Source organism: Nonomuraea rhodomycinica (genome assembly GCF_013363995.1).
In the GTDB taxonomy this organism is placed as follows: Bacteria; Actinomycetota; Actinomycetes; order Streptosporangiales; family Streptosporangiaceae; genus Nonomuraea; species Nonomuraea rhodomycinica.
In genome coordinates, this window is the sequence record NZ_JABWGO010000004.1 from 336641 (window position 1) to 356809 (window position 20169).

The 20169-nt window shown below is 70.0% G+C and carries 18 protein-coding genes; 7 read left to right on the forward strand and 11 right to left on the reverse strand.

Annotation, left to right across the window (positions count from 1 at the left end):
* Positions 1–14: 14 nt before the first annotated feature.
* From HT134_RS20225 to HT134_RS20265, 9 genes are all read right to left on the reverse strand, one after another.
* The gene (locus tag HT134_RS20225; RefSeq protein WP_175601974.1) at positions 15–1331 is read right to left on the reverse strand and encodes a lipopolysaccharide biosynthesis protein; all 1317 of its coding nucleotides are present in this window, start codon (positions 1329–1331) and stop codon (positions 15–17) included.
* Positions 1324–2121, reverse strand: coding sequence for a polysaccharide deacetylase family protein (locus HT134_RS20230; protein WP_312888262.1), 798 nt, complete (start codon positions 2119–2121; stop codon positions 1324–1326). The genes HT134_RS20225 and HT134_RS20230 overlap by 8 nt, the downstream gene beginning before the upstream one ends.
* Entirely contained in the window at positions 2118–3065 is a 948-nt protein-coding gene (locus HT134_RS20235; RefSeq protein WP_217708108.1) for a glycosyltransferase family 2 protein, read from the reverse strand. Before HT134_RS20235 ends, HT134_RS20230 begins: the two co-directional genes overlap by 4 nt.
* A gap of 17 nt (positions 3066–3082) precedes the next feature.
* Positions 3083–3916: a glycosyltransferase family 2 protein gene (locus HT134_RS20240; RefSeq protein WP_175601976.1), complete on the reverse strand. Its 834-nt coding sequence runs from the start codon at positions 3914–3916 to the stop codon at positions 3083–3085.
* A gap of 181 nt (positions 3917–4097) precedes the next feature.
* Positions 4098–5225: a GNAT family N-acetyltransferase gene (locus tag HT134_RS20245; protein ID WP_175601977.1), complete on the reverse strand. Its 1128-nt coding sequence runs from the start codon at positions 5223–5225 to the stop codon at positions 4098–4100.
* Positions 5222–5590: a hypothetical protein gene (locus HT134_RS20250; protein WP_175593937.1), complete on the reverse strand. Its 369-nt coding sequence runs from the start codon at positions 5588–5590 to the stop codon at positions 5222–5224. Before HT134_RS20250 ends, HT134_RS20245 begins: the two co-directional genes overlap by 4 nt.
* 285 nt (positions 5591–5875) lie before the next feature.
* Entirely contained in the window at positions 5876–7414 is a 1539-nt protein-coding gene (locus tag HT134_RS20255) for a sigma-70 family RNA polymerase sigma factor (protein ID WP_175601978.1), read from the reverse strand.
* 173 nt (positions 7415–7587) lie between these two features.
* Positions 7588–9360, reverse strand: coding sequence for a substrate-binding domain-containing protein (locus HT134_RS20260; protein ID WP_312888263.1), 1773 nt, complete (start codon positions 9358–9360; stop codon positions 7588–7590).
* A 135-nt stretch (positions 9361–9495) separates the two neighbouring features.
* Positions 9496–10131: a cation diffusion facilitator family transporter gene (locus HT134_RS20265; RefSeq protein ID WP_175601979.1), complete on the reverse strand. Its 636-nt coding sequence runs from the start codon at positions 10129–10131 to the stop codon at positions 9496–9498.
* A 235-nt stretch (positions 10132–10366) separates the two neighbouring features.
* On the opposite strand from HT134_RS20265, the gene HT134_RS20270 reads away from it, so the two are divergent.
* A complete protein-coding gene (locus HT134_RS20270; RefSeq protein WP_175601980.1) occupies positions 10367–11143 on the forward strand; it encodes a DUF4184 family protein in 777 nt (258 codons plus the stop codon).
* Positions 11136–11957: a TrmH family RNA methyltransferase gene (locus HT134_RS20275; RefSeq protein ID WP_175601981.1), complete on the forward strand. Its 822-nt coding sequence runs from the start codon at positions 11136–11138 to the stop codon at positions 11955–11957. Before HT134_RS20270 ends, HT134_RS20275 begins: the two co-directional genes overlap by 8 nt.
* Before the next feature lie 101 nt (positions 11958–12058).
* On the opposite strand, the gene HT134_RS20280 is transcribed toward HT134_RS20275, so the two are convergent.
* Positions 12059–12370: a hypothetical protein gene (locus HT134_RS20280; protein ID WP_217708109.1), complete on the reverse strand. Its 312-nt coding sequence runs from the start codon at positions 12368–12370 to the stop codon at positions 12059–12061.
* A gap of 160 nt (positions 12371–12530) precedes the next feature.
* Between HT134_RS20280 and fxsT the strand changes: the two genes are divergently transcribed.
* Positions 12531–15209, forward strand: a complete 2679-nt coding sequence (gene fxsT / locus HT134_RS20285; RefSeq protein ID WP_175601982.1) for an FxSxx-COOH system tetratricopeptide repeat protein — start codon at positions 12531–12533, stop codon at positions 15207–15209.
* A 75-nt stretch (positions 15210–15284) separates the two neighbouring features.
* Positions 15285–16090 (forward strand): IS5 family transposase gene (locus tag HT134_RS20290; RefSeq protein ID WP_376768102.1). Its coding sequence is split into 2 segments (ribosomal slippage): positions 15285–15633 and positions 15633–16090, totalling 807 coding nucleotides; the frame shifts between segments, so codons are not numbered across the junction.
* Here the strand turns inward: HT134_RS20290 and HT134_RS20295 are convergent.
* Positions 16087–16521, reverse strand: a complete 435-nt coding sequence (locus HT134_RS20295) for a transposase (RefSeq protein ID WP_175601983.1) — start codon at positions 16519–16521, stop codon at positions 16087–16089. The genes HT134_RS20290 and HT134_RS20295 overlap by 4 nt on opposite strands.
* Positions 16522–16949: 428 nt before the next feature.
* On the opposite strand from HT134_RS20295, the gene HT134_RS20300 reads away from it, so the two are divergent.
* The 3 genes from HT134_RS20300 to HT134_RS20310 are packed head-to-tail and all read left to right on the forward strand — an operon-like array spanning position 16950 to position 20156.
* Entirely contained in the window at positions 16950–17624 is a 675-nt protein-coding gene (locus HT134_RS20300; RefSeq protein ID WP_175601984.1) for a TetR/AcrR family transcriptional regulator, read from the forward strand.
* Positions 17617–18549: an ABC transporter ATP-binding protein gene (locus tag HT134_RS20305; protein ID WP_175601985.1), complete on the forward strand. Its 933-nt coding sequence runs from the start codon at positions 17617–17619 to the stop codon at positions 18547–18549. The genes HT134_RS20300 and HT134_RS20305 overlap by 8 nt, the downstream gene beginning before the upstream one ends.
* Positions 18546–20156, forward strand: a complete 1611-nt coding sequence (locus tag HT134_RS20310; protein WP_175601986.1) for an ABC transporter permease — start codon at positions 18546–18548, stop codon at positions 20154–20156. The genes HT134_RS20305 and HT134_RS20310 overlap by 4 nt, the downstream gene beginning before the upstream one ends.
* Positions 20157–20169 lie beyond the last annotated feature (13 nt).

Below are 20169 nucleotides of genomic sequence, written 5' to 3' on the forward strand. Positions count from 1 at the left end.
CCTCACGTTGACCATCATGAGGCCCCGTGCGACCCCTGGGCGACGCGTGGCGGTTCTGTTTCGCCGTAAGTGAGAACTTTACGAAGTTTTCCGAAGATCAAAGCCGCCACCAGCAGCTCGCTGAACAGCATGCCGTACCCCACCGCGTTCACGTTGGCGAACGGGAACAGCACCATGATCGAGACCAGCACCAGCGCCGCCAGCCCGATCTGGACCAGCGCCAGGGCCCGCGCCTCGCTGCGCGCCCGCAGCGAGCTGAGGTAGACCTCGATGAGCACCCGCGGCAGCACGGCCAGCGCCATGAGCCGCAGCAGCGTCGAGCCCTCGGCGGCGAACTCCGAGCCGAAGATCGTGAGGATCAGCGGCGCGCCCAGGACCGTCACGGCGATGATCGGCGTGATGATCATGAACGCCCGCCGCAGCGCGCGGCGGCAGTTGTCGGCGAGCTGCGAGCGGTCGAAGGACCCCTCGACGGTCAGCGACACCGCCATGTTCATCGCCAGCAGCTCGATCATGCAGCCCAGCGTGTGGGCCATCGAGAACCGGCCGAACGTGGCCTCGCCCACCTGCGTGGCCACGGCCACCGGCACCAGGTAGACGATCGCCAGGATCGACAGCGTGCCGGGGAAGTCGCCCGCCAGGAAGCGTCCGACCTCGCGCATCGTCGGCGGCGCCGCGACGTCCTCGGAGTCCTTGACGTGCCGGGGGATGACCACCGAGAAGATGAACCAGTTGACCGGGATGAGCGCGAGCGCGGTCGGCACCATCCACGAGACGAAGATGCCGCCCTCGGGCAGCGCGCCCGCCAGCGCCACCAGCAGGCCCATCTTGACCACGCCGAAGACCAGGTTGTTGAGCGGCACCCAGGTGGCCTTGCGCAGGCCCGTCAGCACCACGTCCTGGAGCGTGAAGACCGCCCAGACCAGCACCGACCCGAGGAAGAACAGGCCCGGGCCGAAGCCGCCCAGCGTGGAGTACGTGCGGCCCCACATCGGCAGCGTGAGCAGGAAGCCCACCGCGGCCACCCCGCCCGTCGCCGCCGCCAGGCCGTAGCCGCGCAGCACCAGTTCGGGCGTGCGGCGGCCGGCCAGCGGCAGGAAGCGGGCGAGCGCGCCCACGAAGCCGAGCGCGGTCAGCGACGCGAACAGCCGCATCGCGGTGATCACCGCCTGCCCGCGGCCGAACTCCTCGGGCGAGTAGTAGTGCGCCGCCAGCAGCCAGTAGCCCATGCCGAGCGTGGCGGTGATCGCCGTGTTGGCCATGAGCGCGTACCCGTTGCGGAACAGGGGATTGCGCAGGTCGTGCAGCAGCCGCCGCCAGAGCCTAGACATTTCCGCGCACCCGCTGCAGGCCGTACCTCGTCCGCCGCACGACCGCGTACCCCTTGGTGAGGACGCGCTCGCGCAGGTAGATCAGGGGTACGGCGCTGCCCTCGACGGCGCGCCGGAACATGCCGATGGTGGTGTGGCGGGCCACCGTCAGCCGGGGGATGGCCAGCATGTCGTGCCGGTCGGCGGCGATCGCGTTGTTCACCGCGCAGGCCGCGAAGTAGCCGGCCTTGCGCACCTCGCGGCGCACCCGCGCGCTGGAGTAGCCGTAGGGGTAGGCCATGGTGGCGACCGGCGCGCCGATCTTCTCCTCCAGCAGCCCCTTGTTGCGGCGCAGCTCCTGGCGCAGCTCCTCGGTGGGGAGCTGGTCGAGCTGGGGGTGGCTGTGGCTGTGGCCGCCGAACTCGATGCCCGTCTGGGCGATCTCGCGGGCCTGACCCCAGCTCAGCATGTCGTCCAGCGGTCTGCCCGCCGCGTCGGCGCCCGCGTCGGCGACCCAGCCGCTGGTCAGGAAGACCGTGGCGGGGAACCGGTGGCGCTCCAGCAGGGGCAGCGCGTGGGTGTGGAAGTCGGCGTAGCCGTCATCGAAGGTGACCACGACTGGTTTGACGGGCATGCCGGTGTTCTTGTTCAGCCTGGAGACCAGATCGCCCAAGGTCAACGGGGTGAACCCGCTCTCCGCCAGGTACGAGAGCTGCTCGTCCAGATCGGACGGGCGTACCGAGTGGGGACGGGTCTCCTCGTTGGGGCTGTCGGTCACCGAGTGGTACATGAGGATGGGAACCCTGATCACGAGCGGGCTCCCTTGAGCCGGGCGGACCCGACCACGTATCCCCATGTCGTCCAGGCGAGCCCGACGACGATCGCGACCGAGCGGCCGAGGCCGCCCACGTCGCCGCGGACCGCCTCGCCGAGCCCGCGCAGCGCGCCCAGGGGCAGCGTCTTCAGGGCGTGGGCGCGCTCGCTGGCCAGCCCGTCCTGGGTGCCCACCTCGCGCGTCACCAGCGCCTTCGACAGCCCCTCGGCGTAGCACCGGGACCTGAAGTAGGCGAAGCGCTCGCGCTGCGCCGACACCTTGTGCCCGATCACCGCGCGCGGCTCGTACAGCATGACCGAGCCCGGCTTGCGCTGGCTGAGCCTGATGCAGAACTCCGTCTCCTCACAGCCCAGGGGCCTGCTCTTGCGCCCCTGGACGCTGCGGCCGATGCCGCTGTGGAAGCCGCCCACCTCGGAGACGACCTCCCGCCGGAAGGCGGCGTTGCCGCCCATGACGTTGCGGATCGGCGCCCGCACCTGCGGCATGCCGCGGTACGTGCAGCCGACGGTCCAGTCGAACTCGTACGGGAACCACCGGGGCCGCCGCCGGGAGGCCCACATCGGGTCGGTGCGTCCGCCCACGCCGACGACGGCCGGGTCCTGGAAGCCCTCCTCCAAAGCTTCCAGCCAGCCGGGGTCGGCCACCGCGTCGTCGTCCAGGAACGCGACGATGTCACCGGTGGCCGTGGCCACGCCGGTGTTCTTGCCGCCGGACAGCCCGCGCTCGTGCGTGTTCTCCACCACAATGGCCTGTGGATAGGTCCGCTTGAGCTTCAGGTGCAGGTCCGGATTGTGGTCGACCACCAGGATCAGCTCGTGCGGCCGGCGGCGCTGCCGCTCGACCGACTCCACGGCCTGCCTGATGTCCTCCCACCGCTCCTCGGTGTAGACGCAGATGACGACAGACGTTCTCACTGCCATCCCTCTTCCAGTGCTGGTCAGGCGACGCCCCGGTCGGCGGCGGGCGCGGCGGCCGGCGTCGGCTGCGGGATCGTGGGCTGGCGCCGCCACTCGCGCAGGATCGTCCGGAGCACGCGCAGGCCGTCGCGCACGGCGTGCAGGTTGCTCTCGCCGTGGATGCGGCAGCGCTCGTGGCTCGGCACCTCGTGCACCTTGAGCCCGGCCTTGGCGGCGCGGACGTTCATCAGGGTCTCCACCTCGAAGCCGTCGCAGTCGAGGTCGAGCACGTCGAGGTGGCGGGCCCAGAAGGCGTTGTAGCCGTAGCACAGGTCGGTGTACTGGGTGCCGTACATCATGTTGACGAGGCCGGTGAGCACCTTGTTGCCGAACTTGCGGCTGAAGGTCAGGTCGTCGCTGCCGCCGCCGGCCGCGTAGCGGGAGCCCTTGACGAAGTCGGCGCCGGTCACCAGCGCGCCCACGAACGAGATGATCTCGTGGCCGTCGGTCGAGCCGTCGGCGTCGATCATCACGATGATGTCGCCCGTGCAGGCGGCGAAGCCGGCGGCCAGGGCGTCGCCCTTGCCGCGGCCGGTCTGGGTGACGACCTTCACGTTGGGACGCAGGCGCTTGGCCACCTCGACCGTGTCGTCCACCGAGTTGCCGTCGACGAGCACGATCTCGTCGATCCACTGGGGCAGGGTGGCGAAGACGTGGGGGAGGTTCTCGGCCTCGTTCATTGCCGGGACGACCACGCTGACGGTCGGCGAGATGGCGATGTGCGGTGTGATCGGGGTGAACCGCTCGATCGGTGGCATCGAGCGCAGCGGCGTGATCTGCGCCTTGCCGTTGTACTTGGTGCTCTCGGGACTCATGGTGAGCTAAATCCTTCCGGGACCCGCCTCCACGCGAGCCTGGGCCGACCGTCCCCGGGTGCTGGTGGGAACAGCCGATCCGTGATCGGCGCACGGGTCCAGTGGAGTGAGGGTGGTGCGTTACGGGTGCTCTGCTGCTGCTCTGGTGCTTTGGTGCTGTGCTGCTGGGCCGGGACGGGGGTCAGCTCGCTCCGGTGGGCTCCTTGACGACCGAGTTGGACGACTCCTGCTGGATGGAACTGCGGACACGCCCGAAGCCCTTGAGGACTCGGTCGGCCGCCTTATAGAGAGACGGCCGATCAAGGACGATTGTTCGCGCCTTGTTGAAGGGAACTCGTCCCATCCAGTGGACGGCCGCCGCGGGCGAGGGGCGGGAGACCCGTCCCTCGGACACGTACAGCTCGCCGCTCTTGAGCCAGTCCTTGTACTCCTTGCCGCCCTTGCCCATGTCGACCATCTGCACACCGGCCTGCGCCGCCGCCTCCGCCATGCGGAGGTGGTGCACGATGCCCGGCGAGTACCGCGCGTACTCGGTGTCGTAGGCGGGGAACCAGCCGACGATGGTGGTGGCCGTGCGCAGGCCGAAGTGGCCGGCGACCGGCGCGTCCCCCGCGTACAGCATGGTGAGGACGCCACTGAAGTCGGCCGAGCGCTCCGCGTGCATGAGGTCGATCAGCTCGACGATCCAGGGCTGCGCGAACCGGTCGACGCGGCCCGTCCGCCGGTACTGGTCGGACTTCCAGCCGAGCAGGACGCGCAGCACCTCCGGGTCCGCCGAGGCGTACTCGAAGCGCAGCTCGCCCTGCTCCCTCCCGAGCTTGCGCTCCTTGTAGCGCACGGTCTTCAGGTTCTTCGGGGAGTTGGCCTTGACCTGCTCCAGCCAGGCCTCGAAGCCCGCGGTGAAGTCCATGACCGGCGCCGGCCGGACGTCGGACTCGTAGGCCGCGAAGGTCGGCTGCCCCGCCACGAGGTGGTCGAAGTCGTAGACGGTGAGCCGGCAGGCGCGCAGCAGCGCCCGCACGTCCACCTTCAGACCGGGGACCGAGATCAGGCCGTGGCAGGTCGTCAGGAAGCCGCCGAGGGGCTTGCCGATGCCGAAGCTGTGGCGTTCGTACGGGAAGAACCCGACGATGCCGGTGCCGTCGTCGATGACCGCGACCCGGACGTAGTCCCTTAACCGGTCCATGGCCACGGCGAACTCGACGGACAGGAACGGGTTGTCCAGGCTCGGATCGGCCTTCTGCAACGCGCGCCAGCGGGCTCTCTCGGACTCTCCGAGCTCGCCCGGGCGGACCACCGTGATCTTCACTTGGCCCTGGCCCCCTGTTCGGTCTGCATGTTCTTCCCCCGGTACAACACGCGAAGCACGTACATGAACCCTCCGAGCACGGCGATCGTCGCCACCCCCGCCCGGGGAGACCAGGCGTCGAACTGCAGCATGGCCTGGGCGAGAAGCACGTTCACCACGAGACTGGCCGCGGCGCCCACCGACAGCGCGGCGAGCGGGTCACGATCTCGCAACAGCCCGACGACGGCGGCTCCGGGGACCACGAGCAGGAACAGAGAGATCAGCAGGGGGCGAAGCGGCGTCTCGATGTCGAACAACGCGATCACGGCTCCCGCGACGCACGCGAGTCCGAGCAGCCACGCGAGCGCTCGGCGGTGCTTGATCATTTACCGTTCTCCTGGTCCTGGCTGGGCAAAGGCGCGATTGATCGCTTTTCATGGGACCAATCCGTCCATGGACACGTCAATGCCGACGCTTGGTGACGCGCTCCGGTTTACCGGAGGAGCGATTTTTTCCCGTGACTTAGGGCACACGGACAGTGCGCTGCCCGGCGCCGGTGCGGTCCCCAAGCACACCAGGATGCCCTATAGATGACCCGATCTTCGAGCCAGGGCCCGATTTATCCTAGTTCGTCTTTACTGTGGATCTACCATCCTTTGATGTATCGCGCGTCACTCCTGTCCCGTCAGGGACTCGGCCAGGGTGGTGGCCGGGGGCGAGACGCCCTGCGGGTCGTCCGGCGACGGCGTGTCGTCCGGCAGCCGCGTCGGCTCGCCGGTGGGCGGCTCGGAGACCTCGGCCCGGCCCTCCCACGACAGCCGGCAGCTCGCGCGCCCGCCGTTCGAGGCGAACGACACCGTGCCGCCGCCCGCGGTGTCCGGATCGGAGACCGTCACCCAGACCGCCACCGAGCCGCCCGCCCTGATCGACCCGCTCGACGGGAAGACGTCCAGGCCCGACGTCACGCTGGCGCTCCAGGCGACGGAGGCGTTGCGGGCGCGCAGCCCCACCTTGGCAGACCCGTCGAGGGCGCCGGGGCACACGGCGCTGAGCCGGGCGCCCGCCACGGGGCGCCGGCTCGTGGCCGGGCGGGTGGTGGCGGCCGTGACGACGGCGCGCGGGGTCGGCCGGGGTGACGCCGTGGGCGTCGGTGTCCGCTCGGGCGTGGCGTCGGGGGCGGTCTCCGGGCCGTCCGCGAGGTCCTCGGCCGGGTCCTCGACGGCCTCCGGGGTCGGCTCCTCGGCCGGCCGCGTGGGCGTGGGGACGGCGCTCGCGGACGGCGCCGCCCGGTGGGCCGTGCCGTCGGTGGCGGCGTTCGCCACGATGACCGCGCCCGTCAGCGCGAGCACGCAGGCGCCGGCGATCACCACGGGCGCGAGCCGGCGCGGCCGCCGCCGCGGCCGGTGGCCGGGCGCGACCGGGAAGCCGTCGCGGTCGAAGCTGTCGCCCCGCTCCAGGATCAGCGTGCGGGCCTCGCCGCGTTCGGGGGCGAGGCAGGTGGCGATCGTCCGGCGGCGCAGCGACAGCGGCGGGAACGCCACCGGCACCTTGTCGAGCAGCCGCTCCGCCGCCACCTTGCGGTGCCGGCCCTCCGTGCACACCTCGCAGCCGCCGATGTGCCCGGACAGTCTGCGCCGCAGCAGGGGGGTGAGCGGCCCCTCCCACGAGTCGAGCATCGCCGACAGGTCGGGACAGTGGGCGCGCCCCACGCGGGCCAGGACGACGGCCGCCGCGGCGTTCTCCAGGTGGTCGCGGGAGCGGCGCAGGCGGGTGGCCGCCCGGCGGGAGGTCAGGCCGAGCACCGAGCCCGCCTCCTGCGCGGTCAGCCCGTGCCGCAGCGACAGCTCCAGCACCTCGCGGTCGAGGCGGCCCAGCTCGCCCAGCGCGTCGTGGACCAGCGCGGCCAGCTCGGGGTCGTCCGGTTCGTCCACGGACGGCGCCGCCACGCCCTGCACCTGGACGCCGCCGCGGTGCGCCAGCCGCGCCATGACCTGGACCCTGGTCAGCGCGTACAGCCAGGCGCGCAGCCGCGTCTCGTCCCTGAGCCGGTCGGCGCGGCCGTGGGCGGTGACCAGCGCGTCGTGCACGGCGCCGGCCGCGCTGTGGCCGTCGCCGGTCAGGGAGCAGGCGTAGTCGTGCAGGCGCACGCCGTACGCGTCGTACAGGTCGGCGGGGGCGCCGTGGTCGCCGCGCCGCAGCGCGTCCGCCAACCGATGATCCCCGGTCCGGTCGACAGTCGGCCATCCAGGCACGAGTACCCTCCCCGCGGCTCGCGTGTGTCCCCCACGCGCCTAGGACGCCGCCCCGCCGGACCGGGTTGACCCATCCATGCCGAATGGGCATGGACGGGGACGGAAGGTACTGGTGTGGCTGGTGTGGAGCCTCAGCCGTCGCACTTCGGGGCGCAGAGGCGGCGCTCCATGCCCTGGAGGAAGAAGTCACGTACCTGGAGGATGTTCTCCGCGATGTACGCCTCTCCGCCGGTCGCCTTGGCCAGGGCGTCCATCTGCTTCTTGCCCTTGGGGGCGTCCGGGCCGAACGCGATCAGCAGGATGCTGACCGGCCGCTTCGGGTTGTAGGTCTTCTTGAGGAACGACAGGATCTCCGCGTTGCCGACGCCGCCGTCGGGGTCGTCGTTGCCGGCGCCGTCCGTGAGGACGAGGATCGTGTTGATCTTGTCGCCCTGGTACGACTTCGTCATCTCGGTGTAGGCGGCCTTGAGCGTGTCGTTCAGGCCGGTGTCGCCCGTGGCCTTGGCCTGCACGGTGGCCAGCTGCGTCGCCAGCGCCTCCTTGCGCAGCCGGCCGTCGGTGGTCTCGCTCAGCGGGCCCACCGAGACCATCTCGCGCCAGTCCTTGCCCTGGCCGTCGAGGTGCGTGGAGAACGCCCACACCCCGATCTCGGAGTCGGCCGGGAACAGGCTCAGCCCCTCGGTGGCGATCCGGGAGATCGCCTGCATGCGGGTCAGCTGGGTGCCCGGCACGGGCAGCGCCATCGTGCCGGAGACGTCGAGCAGGGTCAGCATGCGGCTGCCCAGGTTGAGCCGCGACCAGGTCTGGGCCATGCTCGCCACGGTCTTGGGGTCGGGCGCGGCCAGCGGCCGGGACAGGGTCGAGACGAAGCCCTTGCCCTTCGCCAGCACGTCGCCGCCCTTGCCGTCGGGCGTGCGGAAGCCCTGGTCGCGCAGCGTCCGCTGGGCCGAGCTGGTGGTCAGCTCCTTCTGGAAGGAGGCGGCGGCCTTGCGCACCCCGGGGTCCTTGGCGAGGACCGTCATCGGGTAGTCCAGGTTGTAGGTCCCCTCGGCGGGATAGAGCGGCACCACCTGCGCGTCGGGGCGCTTGGCGTTGTGGGTGTAGACGCTCTGCTCCGAGGCGACGCCGACCGGCACCTTGCTGCCGGACCTCACGGTGAGGCTGGCCAGCAGCGCGCTGGGATCGGAGACGATCTGCCCGGACAGCTCCTTCAGCGCCCCCACGAGCGCCTTGTCCTGCTTCGCCTTCTTGGCCGAGCCCGCGGCGGCCAGCAGCGCGGCCATGCCCGCGGAGTTCTTCTGCGGGTCGAGGGCGAGCACGCGGACCTTCTTGCCGGGGCCGTCGGGGTTGGCCACGTTCGCCGCGGCGATCATCCCGGCCCAGCTCGGCTGGAGGCTGGCGGTCAGCTTGTCGGCCATGCTCTGGGCGGCCACCAGCACGACGGGCGACAGGGCGGCCGAGCCGGACGGCTCGGGCAGCGCGGCGCCCGCCGGGTCGCTGCGCAGCCTGCCGACGATCAGGCTGGAGTCGGCCACCCACAGGTCGGCCGCCGCCTTGCCGGCGGCCAGCGCGTTGGCCGTGCGGGCGGCGCTCTCCTTGGTGACGGTCACCTCGACGCAGCGGCTGTCGATGGAGTGCAGGGCCTTGTTGTAGGTGCCGGCGATCTTGCTGAGGGCCGGCTGGATGTCGGGGGTCGCCACCACGCGCAGCGCCAGCTTGCCCGCCGAGCAGTCGTGGTCGCGGTTGAAGATGACGAACGCGGCGACGCCCAGCAGCACGGCCATCGCGACCGCCCCGGCGAGGGGGACGAGCACCCTGCCCCGGCCCCGGGTGGCGCGCCGGCGCGGAGGGGGTTCCTGGGCCTGGTAGCCGCCATCGAACTCGTCTGTGCGGTGTCGCCCCACGATGTCCTCTTTTGGTGTGTTGAGACCTTCCGGAGACCCTGACCGGAGATGCTCCGCAATACCTCCGGAACGATACTCGGTGCGCTCAGTGCGGCAAAACAGCGCTTTTGGTGCGGCTATGACGGAGAGTGAACCTCAATGGCAGCATCCGTCACCATGCCACGCCCTGCGGCCCTCCCGCACCGCCACGAGCGCGAGCGTCACCGCCATGACCGGATCCGCCCACCACCAGCCGGCCGCGTTGAGCCACAGCCCGGCCAGCACGCCGCCCGCCATCGCCGCGCAGATGAGGTTCTGCGTGCCCTCCCCGGCGGTCGCCGGGGACGCCAGCCGCCGGCCCAGCCGGCGCTTGGCGAGCCCCAGCGCGGGCATGCTCACCAGGCTCACCGCCGTGACCGCGATCCCCAGCGCCGTCGGCACCGCGCGGTGGCCCGCGTCCAGGTCGTACGCGACATGGAGGACGAGGTACGGCGCCAGCACCCAGAAGCTCACGGCCACCGCGCGCCGCGCCCGGTGCTCGGCGCCCGGCGACAGGGTCCGCGACCCGGTGAAGCGCCACACCACGATGAGGCTCGCCGCCGCCTCCGCCAGCGCCGAGAACCCCCACCCGATCAGCGCCACCGAGTGCGCCCCGAACCCGGCCCACAGGCCGAGCGAGCTCTCCAGGCCGAGCCAGGCCAGGGTCGCCACCGACAGCGCCCGCGCCGACCGCGCCGCGCGCAGCCACTCTGCCGACGCGGCCGGATGCGTGTGAACCCGCTGGTCAGGCACCTTGACCCTCCGAATCCCCGACGTCGTCCGGCCGCCGGCAGCGGTACGTACCCTATCTGTAACCCTCCGTGATCCCGGTGGCGCGGGGCAAAGGTCGGCCGGGTAATCTTCAATGATCGCTTACCGGACGGCGATTCCGGGGATCACTCCCCGCGTCGCCGGGTCGCCGGGTCGCCCTGGCCGGACCGATCCGGGCCACGGGAATCGCGGGGACTCACGGGAGGACTGACAGGCCGTGCCGTTCACACCGAGCCACATCGCGGCGGTGCTTCCACTGGCGTCGTCGTCGCGCGTCCGCAAGGTGCTCGACCCCTGGGCGCTGGCCATCGGCGCCATGGTGCCCGACCTGCCGATCTTCCTGCCGTTCCTGCCCGACTACAGCGACTGGCACTCGCTGCGCGGCGTGCTGACCATCGACACCGTGGCCGTGCTCGTGCTGCTCCTCCTGTTCCACGTCGTGATGCGGGACCCGCTGATCTCCCTGCTGCCGCCGGCGCTCGCCGGCCGCGCCGCCACCCTCCTGCCGTCGTGGCGCGGCTTCCGGCTGCTGCCCGTCGTCCTCGGGGCGATGACCGGCGCGGCCAGCCACGTCCTGTGGGACTCCTTCACCCACGCCCGCGGCCCGGAGCGCTGGGGTCCCTGGCTGGAGGTGTCGGTCTTCGGCGTGATCAGGCTGTTCCGGCTGCTCCAGTACGGCTCGTCGGTCGTCGGGCTGGCCGTGGTCGTGTGGTGGGCCTGGCGGCGCCTGTCGCGGATCACCGCCGTCGCCCCGCCGGAGCGGCTGGTCATCCCGTCCGGCGTGCGCTTCTACGTCCTCGGCGCGGCCTCGGTCGGCACGATCGCCGGGGCGCTGCTGTGGCCGGTCGTCGATCCGCCGTCGCCCCAGCTGGGCCTGCCCAGCGTCATCACCAAGGTCGGCGCCGGCACCCTGGTCGGCCTCGGCCTGGTGCTCCTGTGTTACGCGGTGGTCTGGCAGGTCACGCGGCGCATGGCAGTATCAGAAGGTGCTTGAGTACGTGACCGACGCGGCGGACCCGCGCCTGGCCGACTACACCCGGCTGCGCGACGTGGAGCTGCGCAAGAGCCTCGAAGCCTCCCGTGGGCTGTTCCTGGCCGAGGGGGAGAAGGTCATCCGGCGCGCGATCGGCGCCGGCTACCCGATCCGCTCCGTCCTGACCACGCGCCGCTGGCTGGAGTCGCTGGCGGACGTGCTCGGGGACGCGCTCGTGTACGTGGTCAGCGACGAGCTCATGTCGGGGATCGCCGGCTTCCAGGTGCACCGGGGGGCTCTGGCCTCGATGGCCCGCCTTCCGCTGCCGTCGATGGAGAGCGTCCTGGAGGGGGGCTCGTCCGGGCGCGTGCTCGTCCTGGAGGACCTCGTCGACCACTCGAACGTCGGCGCCATCTTCAGGTGCGCCGCGGCGCTGGGGGTGGACGGGATCATCCTGTCTCCTCGGTGCGCCGATCCGCTGTACCGCCGTGCCGTGAAGGTGTCGATGGGGGCGGTGTTCTCGATCCCGTACGCGCGGATGGACGACTGGTTCACCGGGCTGGAGGAGATCCGGAAGGCGGGCTACCAGACGCTCGCCCTGACCCCTGACCAGTCGGTCACCCCGCTCGACGAGGTGAAGATGACCGACCGGGTGGCGCTGCTGCTCGGGTCGGAAGGAGACGGGCTGTCGTCGCGGTGGCTGGAGGAGGCCGACGAGGCGGTGTGCATCCCGATGAGCCCGACCGCGATGGCCGCCGGGGTGGACTCGCTCAACGTGGTGGCTGCGGCTGCCATCGCCTGCCACGGTTTGATGAGAAACAGCGCCAGGCCCTAGCTGGGCACATGCCGGGGTCCTCGCCACTTCAGCCAGTGAACCAAGGTCACCGGGGGCGTGGAGCAAGATATCCGACCTGTGGTGTCAGGGCGAGGGCAACTCTACGCGGCGTCCCAAGCCGAACTCTTCAGCTTCGTCGTCGGCGACGACAGCAAACACACCGTTGGGCACCCATCGAGTGCCGCCACGCGAGAGGCGACAGCCAGAAGAGCATCTTCGGCAGCACCAGCGATGAAGAAGACGTAAACCTCTGCAAACTCCTCGCCGTCGTCGAACACCTTGGCGTGCCCCTGTTGCTCCATCTCGAACAAGAACTCTTCGATCTCGTCGATCCAGGGAAACGGAGGCGCGTAATCGGGACCTCCTGGGGATTCCTGCAACGGAACGTGGATCTCAACAACCGTGTCCGGCATGTGCCTATGGTGCACCATCGAGCGCGTGGGCGAGGTAGGCAGCGACCTCCGCATTGGGGAGGGAGACACCTGCGTTCCTTCGCAGGATGAGCGGGTGCCTGATGCGCCCTCTTCGCGCTAGGCCCTGGGCAGAGGTTTGCTTCCGCGGCACGATGGGACGGTGACGGGTTCTTCCCCGGAGAAGACTCCTGAGGGTGCGCTGGTGAAGCGCGGCCGGGCGCAGACGTTAGCTCGGGCTGGGGCGGCGGTGTCCTTGGTATCGGTGGGGACGGGGCTGGTCGGGTTCTTCTTCGCTGACCCTCTGCACCTTCCGCCTGAAGTGCTGGACGTCCTCGACAAACGGGCCAGTGTGGTGAGCATGGCGGTCGGAGCATTGTTGGGCGGCGCGGCATTGTGGATGCAGCTACGCGCTCTCGGGCCTTCAGCGGATGCTTCACCGCCCACATCTTCAGTGGCGGGTTCGTCGGTGATCGATGATCACGTGTCAGGCGGCATGGTCATGGCTCCGGCGATGACCGGTGACGGAGCAGTCGCGATTACCGGCGGCTTCGTGGGCACGGTTGGCGGTGTGCATCTGCCAGCGCGCCCGCCGGTGGATACCCGCCCGGTGCAGCTGGCTCCGCGCCCACCGCAGTTAGCCGGACGTGATGAGGTCCTAGCTGATCTCCATGAGCGATTGTCGGCTGCCGAGGCTCTACCGTGCCTGGTCGCCGTACACGGATTGGGCGGGGTCTGCAAGACCAGCGTTGTCGCCGAGTACGGTCACCGCTACCAACATGCCTATGAGCTGGTATGGCAGGTGGCGGCTGAGGATGAGGCCGTGTTGTCGGCTGCGTTCGCCGATCTGGCCGCTCTACTCGGGCTACGCCCGCCAGGCGAGACGGCCGATCCGGTGCGCCAGGTCCACGCCGCGCTGGCCGCTCGTCCCTGTCGATGGCTGCTGATCTTGGACAACGCCCCCGACGCCGAAGCCCTCCGAGGCTTCCTGCCGCCCGCCGGCAACGGACACGTCCTGATCACTAGCCGTTCCGGCCACTGGCCCCCGAAGCACGGAATGGAACTGCCGATACTTGAGGCCGCGTCTGCCACAGCCTTCCTGCTCGATCGCAGTGGTGACCATGACGAGGATGCCGCCGCCGCTCTGGTGGACGAGTTGGGCGCGCTACCGCTGGCGCTGGAGCAGGCCGGCGCGTACATCTCCGACTCGGGCATCACCCTGGCCGAGTATCTCGGTCTGCTGCGCGACAGGCGCGCCGACCTGCTCGACCAGGGGCAAGCGTGGGGTTACGAGCAGCGGGTCGCCTCTACCTGGCGTCTGGCCTTTGACCGCCTGACCCAGACCAGCCCGCAAGCGATCGCGCTGCTGCGGTTGCTGGCCTGCTACGCACCGGAGGCCGTCCCCTACCGGCTGCTGCTCGCCCCGACCGACCGGTTCAATCCCCAGGGCCTGCTCGACAGCGGCAGCGATGGCATCACCGAGCCGCTCGCATTGCCTCACGGCGACCTGGCAGTCAACGCAGCGGTAACGGCGCTGCGCCGGTACTGCCTCATCAACCGGCCCGTTGGCGGAACGGTATCGGTGCACCGCCTGGTCCAAGCCGTCACTCTCGACCAGCTCACCCCGGACCAGCGCGACATCTGGCGGTGCGCCGCCGGGGCTCTCCTGACAGCCGTCATACCCGAACGGCCGGACGAGCCGGGCACATGGCCACGGTTCGCCCAACTTCTACCGCACGCTCGCGCCGTCCTACCCCTCAGCTCGCCAGCCCTGTTCGCTATGACGCAATTCCTCGGTTTCAGCGGGGACTACCGCACTGCCAGGACTTTGTGCCAGCAGATACATGACAGCGAGCTCACGCGCCTTGGGCCGGAGCACCCACAGACTCTGTCCGTCCGATGCCGTCTGGGTCGTTGGACGGGACAGGCCGGGAACGCGGCTGCCGCCCGCAACCAACTCACTGCCCTGATTCCTGTAGTCGAACGCGTCCTCGGCGGCGAGCACTCGGAAACCTTGACCGCTCGGCATGACTTCGCTCATTGGACGGGTGAGGCTGGGGATCCGGCGGGCGCTCGCGACCAGCTCGCCGCCCTTCTCCCTGTGCGGGAGCGGGTTCTGGGAGCTGAGCATCCCGACACGCTGGCCACGCGAAGCCAACTCGCCCACTGGACTGGACAGGCCGGGAATTCGATCACCGCTCGCGACCAGTTCACCGTTCTTCTCCCCGTACGCGAGCGCCTGTTAGGAGCCGAGCACCCCGAAACGTTGATCACGCGAAGCCAACTCGCCCGTTGGACGGGACAGGCGGGAGACGCGACCGCGGCGCGTGACCAGTTCGCGGCCTTGCTGCCTGTACGCGAGCGCGTCCTCGGTGCCGAGCACCCATCCACATTGGCGACCCGGCACAACCTTGCCCGTTGGACGGGGCAGGCGGGAGACGCAACGGCGGCGCGCGACCAGCTCGCCGCCGTGCTGCCTGTACGTGAGCGTGTCCTGGGCGCCGAGCACCCGTCCACGCTCGTCACTCGGCACAACCTCGCTTACTGGACAGGGAAAGCGGGGGATGCGGCCAGTGCCCGGGACCAGTTCGCCACCCTGCTTCCCTTATATGAGCGCGTCATGGGTGCCAAGCACCGCCATACCCTGGCGACCCGGCACCAACTCGCGGGCTGGACGGGGGAGGCAGGGGATGCGGCGACTGCTCGCGACCAGTTCGCTACCTTGCTACTCGTACGGGAGCGCCTTCTAGGAGTCGAGCATCCGTCTTGCGTGGCCAACCGACACGACCTCATCTACTGGTCGGAACGCGCTCGGACATGGCCAGGAGTACACGGCTCTTAAAGCGCCTAACAGAATGATCTTTGTTGTGCTTTGATCTCTCGCTGTAGCCGAGCGAGAGGGGCGTGGGTGGCCAAGCTGAAGCCGTGGGAGGTCAGCGACGAGCTCTGGGCGTTGATCGAGCCGTTGTTGCCGCAGCGTCAGCGGCGCTTTCGGCATCCGGGACGCAAGCGGCTGGATGACCGGCTGGCCTTGCAGGGCATCTTGTTCGTGCTGCACACCGGGATCGCCTGGGAGCACCTGCCCCAAGAGCTCGGCTACGGCTCGGGCATGACGTGCTGGCGGCGGCTGGCCGAGTGGAACAAGGCCGGCGTCTGGCAGCGGCTGCACGAGGTGCTGCTCGATCGGCTACGGGCCGCCGACGCACTCGACTTCTCCCGCGCTGCGGTGGACTCCTCGCAGATCAGAGCGTTAAAAGGGGGGCGCAGACCGGCCCGTCCCCGGTCGATCGAGGACGGCCCGGCAGCAAGCACCACCTGATCACCGAGGCCACCGGCATCCCGCTCGCCATCATCTTGACCGGCGCCAACCGCAACGACGTCACCCAGCTGCGCCCGCTGCTGGATGCGATCCCGAAGGTGCGCGGCAAGCGCGGCCGGCCCCGCCAGCGCCCCGACGTGGTGCTCGCCGATCGCGGCTACGACCACGACAAGTACCGCCGGCTGGTGCGTGAGCTACAGATCCGGCCGCTGATCGCCCGCCGCGGCACCGAGCACGGCTCCGGCCTGGGCAAACAGCGATGGGTCGTGGAGCAGACCTTCGCCCTGCTGCACGCCTTCCGCCGCTTGCGCATCCGCTGGGAAGTCCGAGCCGACATTCACGAGGCCTTCCTCAAGCTGGCGTGCGCGCTGATCTGCTGGCGGCGTCTCACCTCATTGCGTTAGCTGCTCTTAGAGCCCGTGTACAAACTGATCGTCAGGTTGATTTGGGAGCTGCGGATCGTGCGAGTCGTCGTCCCATGAGGATGATCAGCGTCGCGGTCTTGGATGCTGGCGGCGGTGACGATGACGACCAGCAGCAGGCTCAGGGTGTCCACGATGACGTGTCGCTTGGTGCCCTGCACCTTTTTGGCCGCGTCGTATCCGCGCGAGGTGGCGGCGACGGTCTCGGCGGCCCGCAGTGACTGCGAATCGATGATCCCCGCGCTGGGTTCCGGCTCGCGCCCGTCGGCAATCCGGACCTGTTCGCGCAGGTCATTGTGGAGGGCGTAGAGATCCCCGTCCTGCCACCAGCGGGTGAAGGTCGCGTGGACGGTGCGCCAGGGCACCAGGAAGTCGGCGGGCAGATCGCGCCACTTGCAGCCGTTGTCGACCACGTACCGGATGGCACCATGATCAGGCGACGGCAGTACTTCTCGGATCGTCCGCCGTTGCCGGTCAGCCAGGCCGGTCGAGGCATCAGTGGCTCGATGACCTGCCATTCCTCGTCACAGCGATGGGGCCGGTGGCGTACAACGGCGGCAGACCTTCCGGTTGGTGGCGTGGTTGGGCTAATCACCGTTGCTACCGGAATGTCTCTCTATGTCGCAGACCATTCGCGCTGCGTCACGATTTCACCCGATATTGGCCCCACGCAGCAAGCGCAGGGATCAGTTTGTACACGGGGCACTGAAGGACGCCGGCGACGGCGAACATGCCGCGGGCGGGCGCTCGAACGATGGGACGTTCACGGGAAGAAAGATCATCCTAACCACGACATGATCCCTGTTGCCTTGGCGGTGAACACGTGTTTATTCTAGTAAACGTGTGTTCAGCTCTTTCGTCGGATCTGACTGCTCAGGCCAAGATCCGTAATGCCGCCATCGCGCACTTCGCCCACGATGGCTTCCAGAAGACAAACCTGCGTGCCATCGCGGCCACCGCAGGAGTGAGCGCCGCCCTGATCATTCGCCACTTCGGCAGCAAGGACAATCTGCGCAGCGTCTGCGACGATCATGTCCTGCAGATACTGGTACGGCGGGCCCGGACCTCCGCCGGCCCGGTCGGTGTGCAGGATCTGTCCCGCGAATATCTGGCGGACCCGGAGGAATACGGCCTCCACGTGCGATACATGGTACGCGCGATCGAGGAGGACTCCTCGGCGGCCACCACGTTCGTCAACACGCTGGTGGAGGAGACCGAGGGGCTCTTCCGCACCGGGATCGCCGATGGCTCTATGCGCCCCTCCTCGGACGTGCGGGCGCTGGCCGTACTCAACGTGCTGATCAGCCTCGCCACGCTGACCATGGCGCCGGCCCTGACGCGGGCGCTCGGCTACGAGCAGATGGGCCTCGACGTGCTGCAGCGCGTCGGGCTACCCATGCTCGAGCTCTACACCCACGGCATGTACGTGGACGACACGATGCTCAAGGCCGCCCGGACCGCCTGGGAGGCCCAGCAGGGAGATCATTTCCAACGCAAGGACATCCATCATGGCTGAGACCGATGCCATCACCATGGCCGGATTGGTCAAGTCGTTCGGCCCGACCCGGGCGCTGAACGGCCTCGACCTCGTCGTACAGGTCGGCGAGGTGCACGGATTCCTCGGGCCCAACGGCGCGGGCAAGAGCACCACCATCAGGATCCTGCTGGGGCTGATGCGCCCCGATGCGGGCACCGCCCGGCTGCTCGGCGGTGACCCCTGGACGCAGGCCGGCGAACTGCACCGCCGCCTGGCGTACGTGCCCGGCGACGTCACCCTGTGGCCCAACCTGTCCGGCGGCGAGGCCATCGACCTGCTCGGTCGGCTGCGCGGCGGCCTCGACCGGCGGCGCCGGGACGAACTGATCGAACGCTTCGACCTCGACCCGCGCAAGAAGGGCCGCACCTACTCCAAAGGCAACCGGCAGAAGGTGGCCCTGGTCGCCGCGCTGTGCTCCGATGCCGAACTCCTCGTCTTTGACGAACCCACCTCCGGCCTGGACCCGCTGATGGAGGAGGTCTTCCGGCAGACGATCCAGGAAGTGCAGCGCGCGGGTGACCGTACGGTGCTGCTGTCCAGCCACATCCTCTCCGAGGTCGAGGCGCTCTGCGACCGCGTCACGATCATCCGCGACGGCCGTACCGTGGAGTCCGGCACCATGGCCGAGCTGCGCCACCTCACCCGCACCGCCATCGAGGCCGAGCTGGTCGGCTCACCGGACGGGCTGGCCGGCCTGCCGGGGGTGCACGGTCTGCGTGCCGACGGCGGCCGGGTGCGCTTCAGCGTCGACGCCGCCGCGCTGGACGCGGCGTTGCGTCAGCTCACCGCAGCGGGCGTGCGCAGCCTGGTCAGCCGGCCGCCGACGCTGGAGGAGCTGTTCCTGCGGCATTACGACCGCGCGGGCGCGAGCGCCGGTGGCAGGCACGCGGAGGCGGCACGATGAACCCCTTGACCGGCACCGGGAAGCTCATCCGCCTGGTGTTGCGGCGTGACCGGTGGCTGCTGCCTCTGTGGGTGGTCTCCATCTGCCTGGTCCCCGTGGTGTTCGTCGGCGCGTTCACCGGGGCCTACCCTACGGCCGAGGCTCGTCAGGCCTACTACGAGACCAGCGTCCACACCAGGGCCTTCACCGTCGCCTACGGCGTGCTGAACGGCTCCAGCCTCGGCGAGCTCGTCGCCTGGCGGTCGGGATTCGTCACGTTCATGGTCGGGCTGCTCGCCCTGCTGACGGTCATCCGGCACACGCGTACGGAAGAGGAAGCCGGGCGGCGCGAGCTGGTCGGGGCGACCGCGGTGGCACGGCACGCGAACCTGGCCGCCGCCCTGATCGTCACCTGCGTGGCCAGCCTCGTCCTGGGCGTGGCGTCAGCGCTGGCGTTGATCGGCCAGGACCTGCCGGTGGCGGGTTCACTGGCGCTCGGGCTCGGGTTCGCGACGGCCGGCTTCGTGTTCGCCGCGATCGGCGCCGTGACCGCGCAGCTCACGACGGGCGCGGGCGGCGCACGCGCCATCGGGATCACCGTGCTCGGCGCCGCGCTCATCCTGCGCGGCATCGGGGACATCGCTGCACAGACCGGTGACGGGCCAGCCTGGGTGTCGTGGCTGACGCCGCTCGGCTGGGCGGAGGCGCTGCGGCCCTACAGCGGCGAACGTTGGTGGGTCCTCGCGCCCGCAGCCGCGGCCGTCATCGCGCTCAGTGCGCTGGCCGTAGTGCTGTCGGCGCGGCGCGACCTCGGCAGTGGCATGTTCCAGGCCCGGCTGGGGCCGGCCGCCGCGGGACCGCGCCTTCGCAGCCCGCTGGCGCTGGCCTGGCGGCTGCACCGCGGCCCGTTGATCAGCAGGGTTGTGGGGCTCACGCTGGTCGGGTTGGTGATCGGCGCGATGTCGGCGAGCCTCGGCGCGCTGATGGACAACAGCGGTGTCGCGGCGCGAGAGGTGCTCGCCCGGCTCGGCGGTCCGGGCACGCTCGTGGACCAGTTCCTCGGGCCCATGATGACCATGCTCGGCCTGGTCAGCGCCTGCTTCGCTATCCAGTCCGCGCTGTTGCTCAGGAACGAAGAGCGCGACGGTCGGGCCGAGCCCCTGCTGGCCACGCCGGTCAACCGGCTGCGCTGGGCGGGCAGCCACTTCGCCTTCGCGCTGCTCGGTCCTGCGCTCGGGGTGGTGGCCTTCGGGGCGGCCGCCGGCCTGGCGCACGGACTCAACACCGGCGACGTCGCTCGTGAGCTGCCCCGTCTCCTGACCGCCGCACTTGTGCAGCTCCCGGTGGTGTGGGTGTTCACCGGGATCGCGTTCGCGCTGTTCGGACTGCTGCCCCGGCTGGTCGCTGGCACGTTCGCCGTGGCCATGGTGAGCATGCTGTTCGGCTGGATCGGCGGGGAGTTGCAGCTCGACCAATGGGTCATCGACCTGTCGGTCTTCGAGCACGTACCGAAACTTCCCGGCGGGGACAGGGCGGCCGCGCCTCTGATCATCATGACCGTCGTCGCTGCGGCTCTCGTCGCGGTCGGCCTGGCTGGCTTCAGACGACGCGACATGCCCACCCCCTGAACCAGGAGGCCAT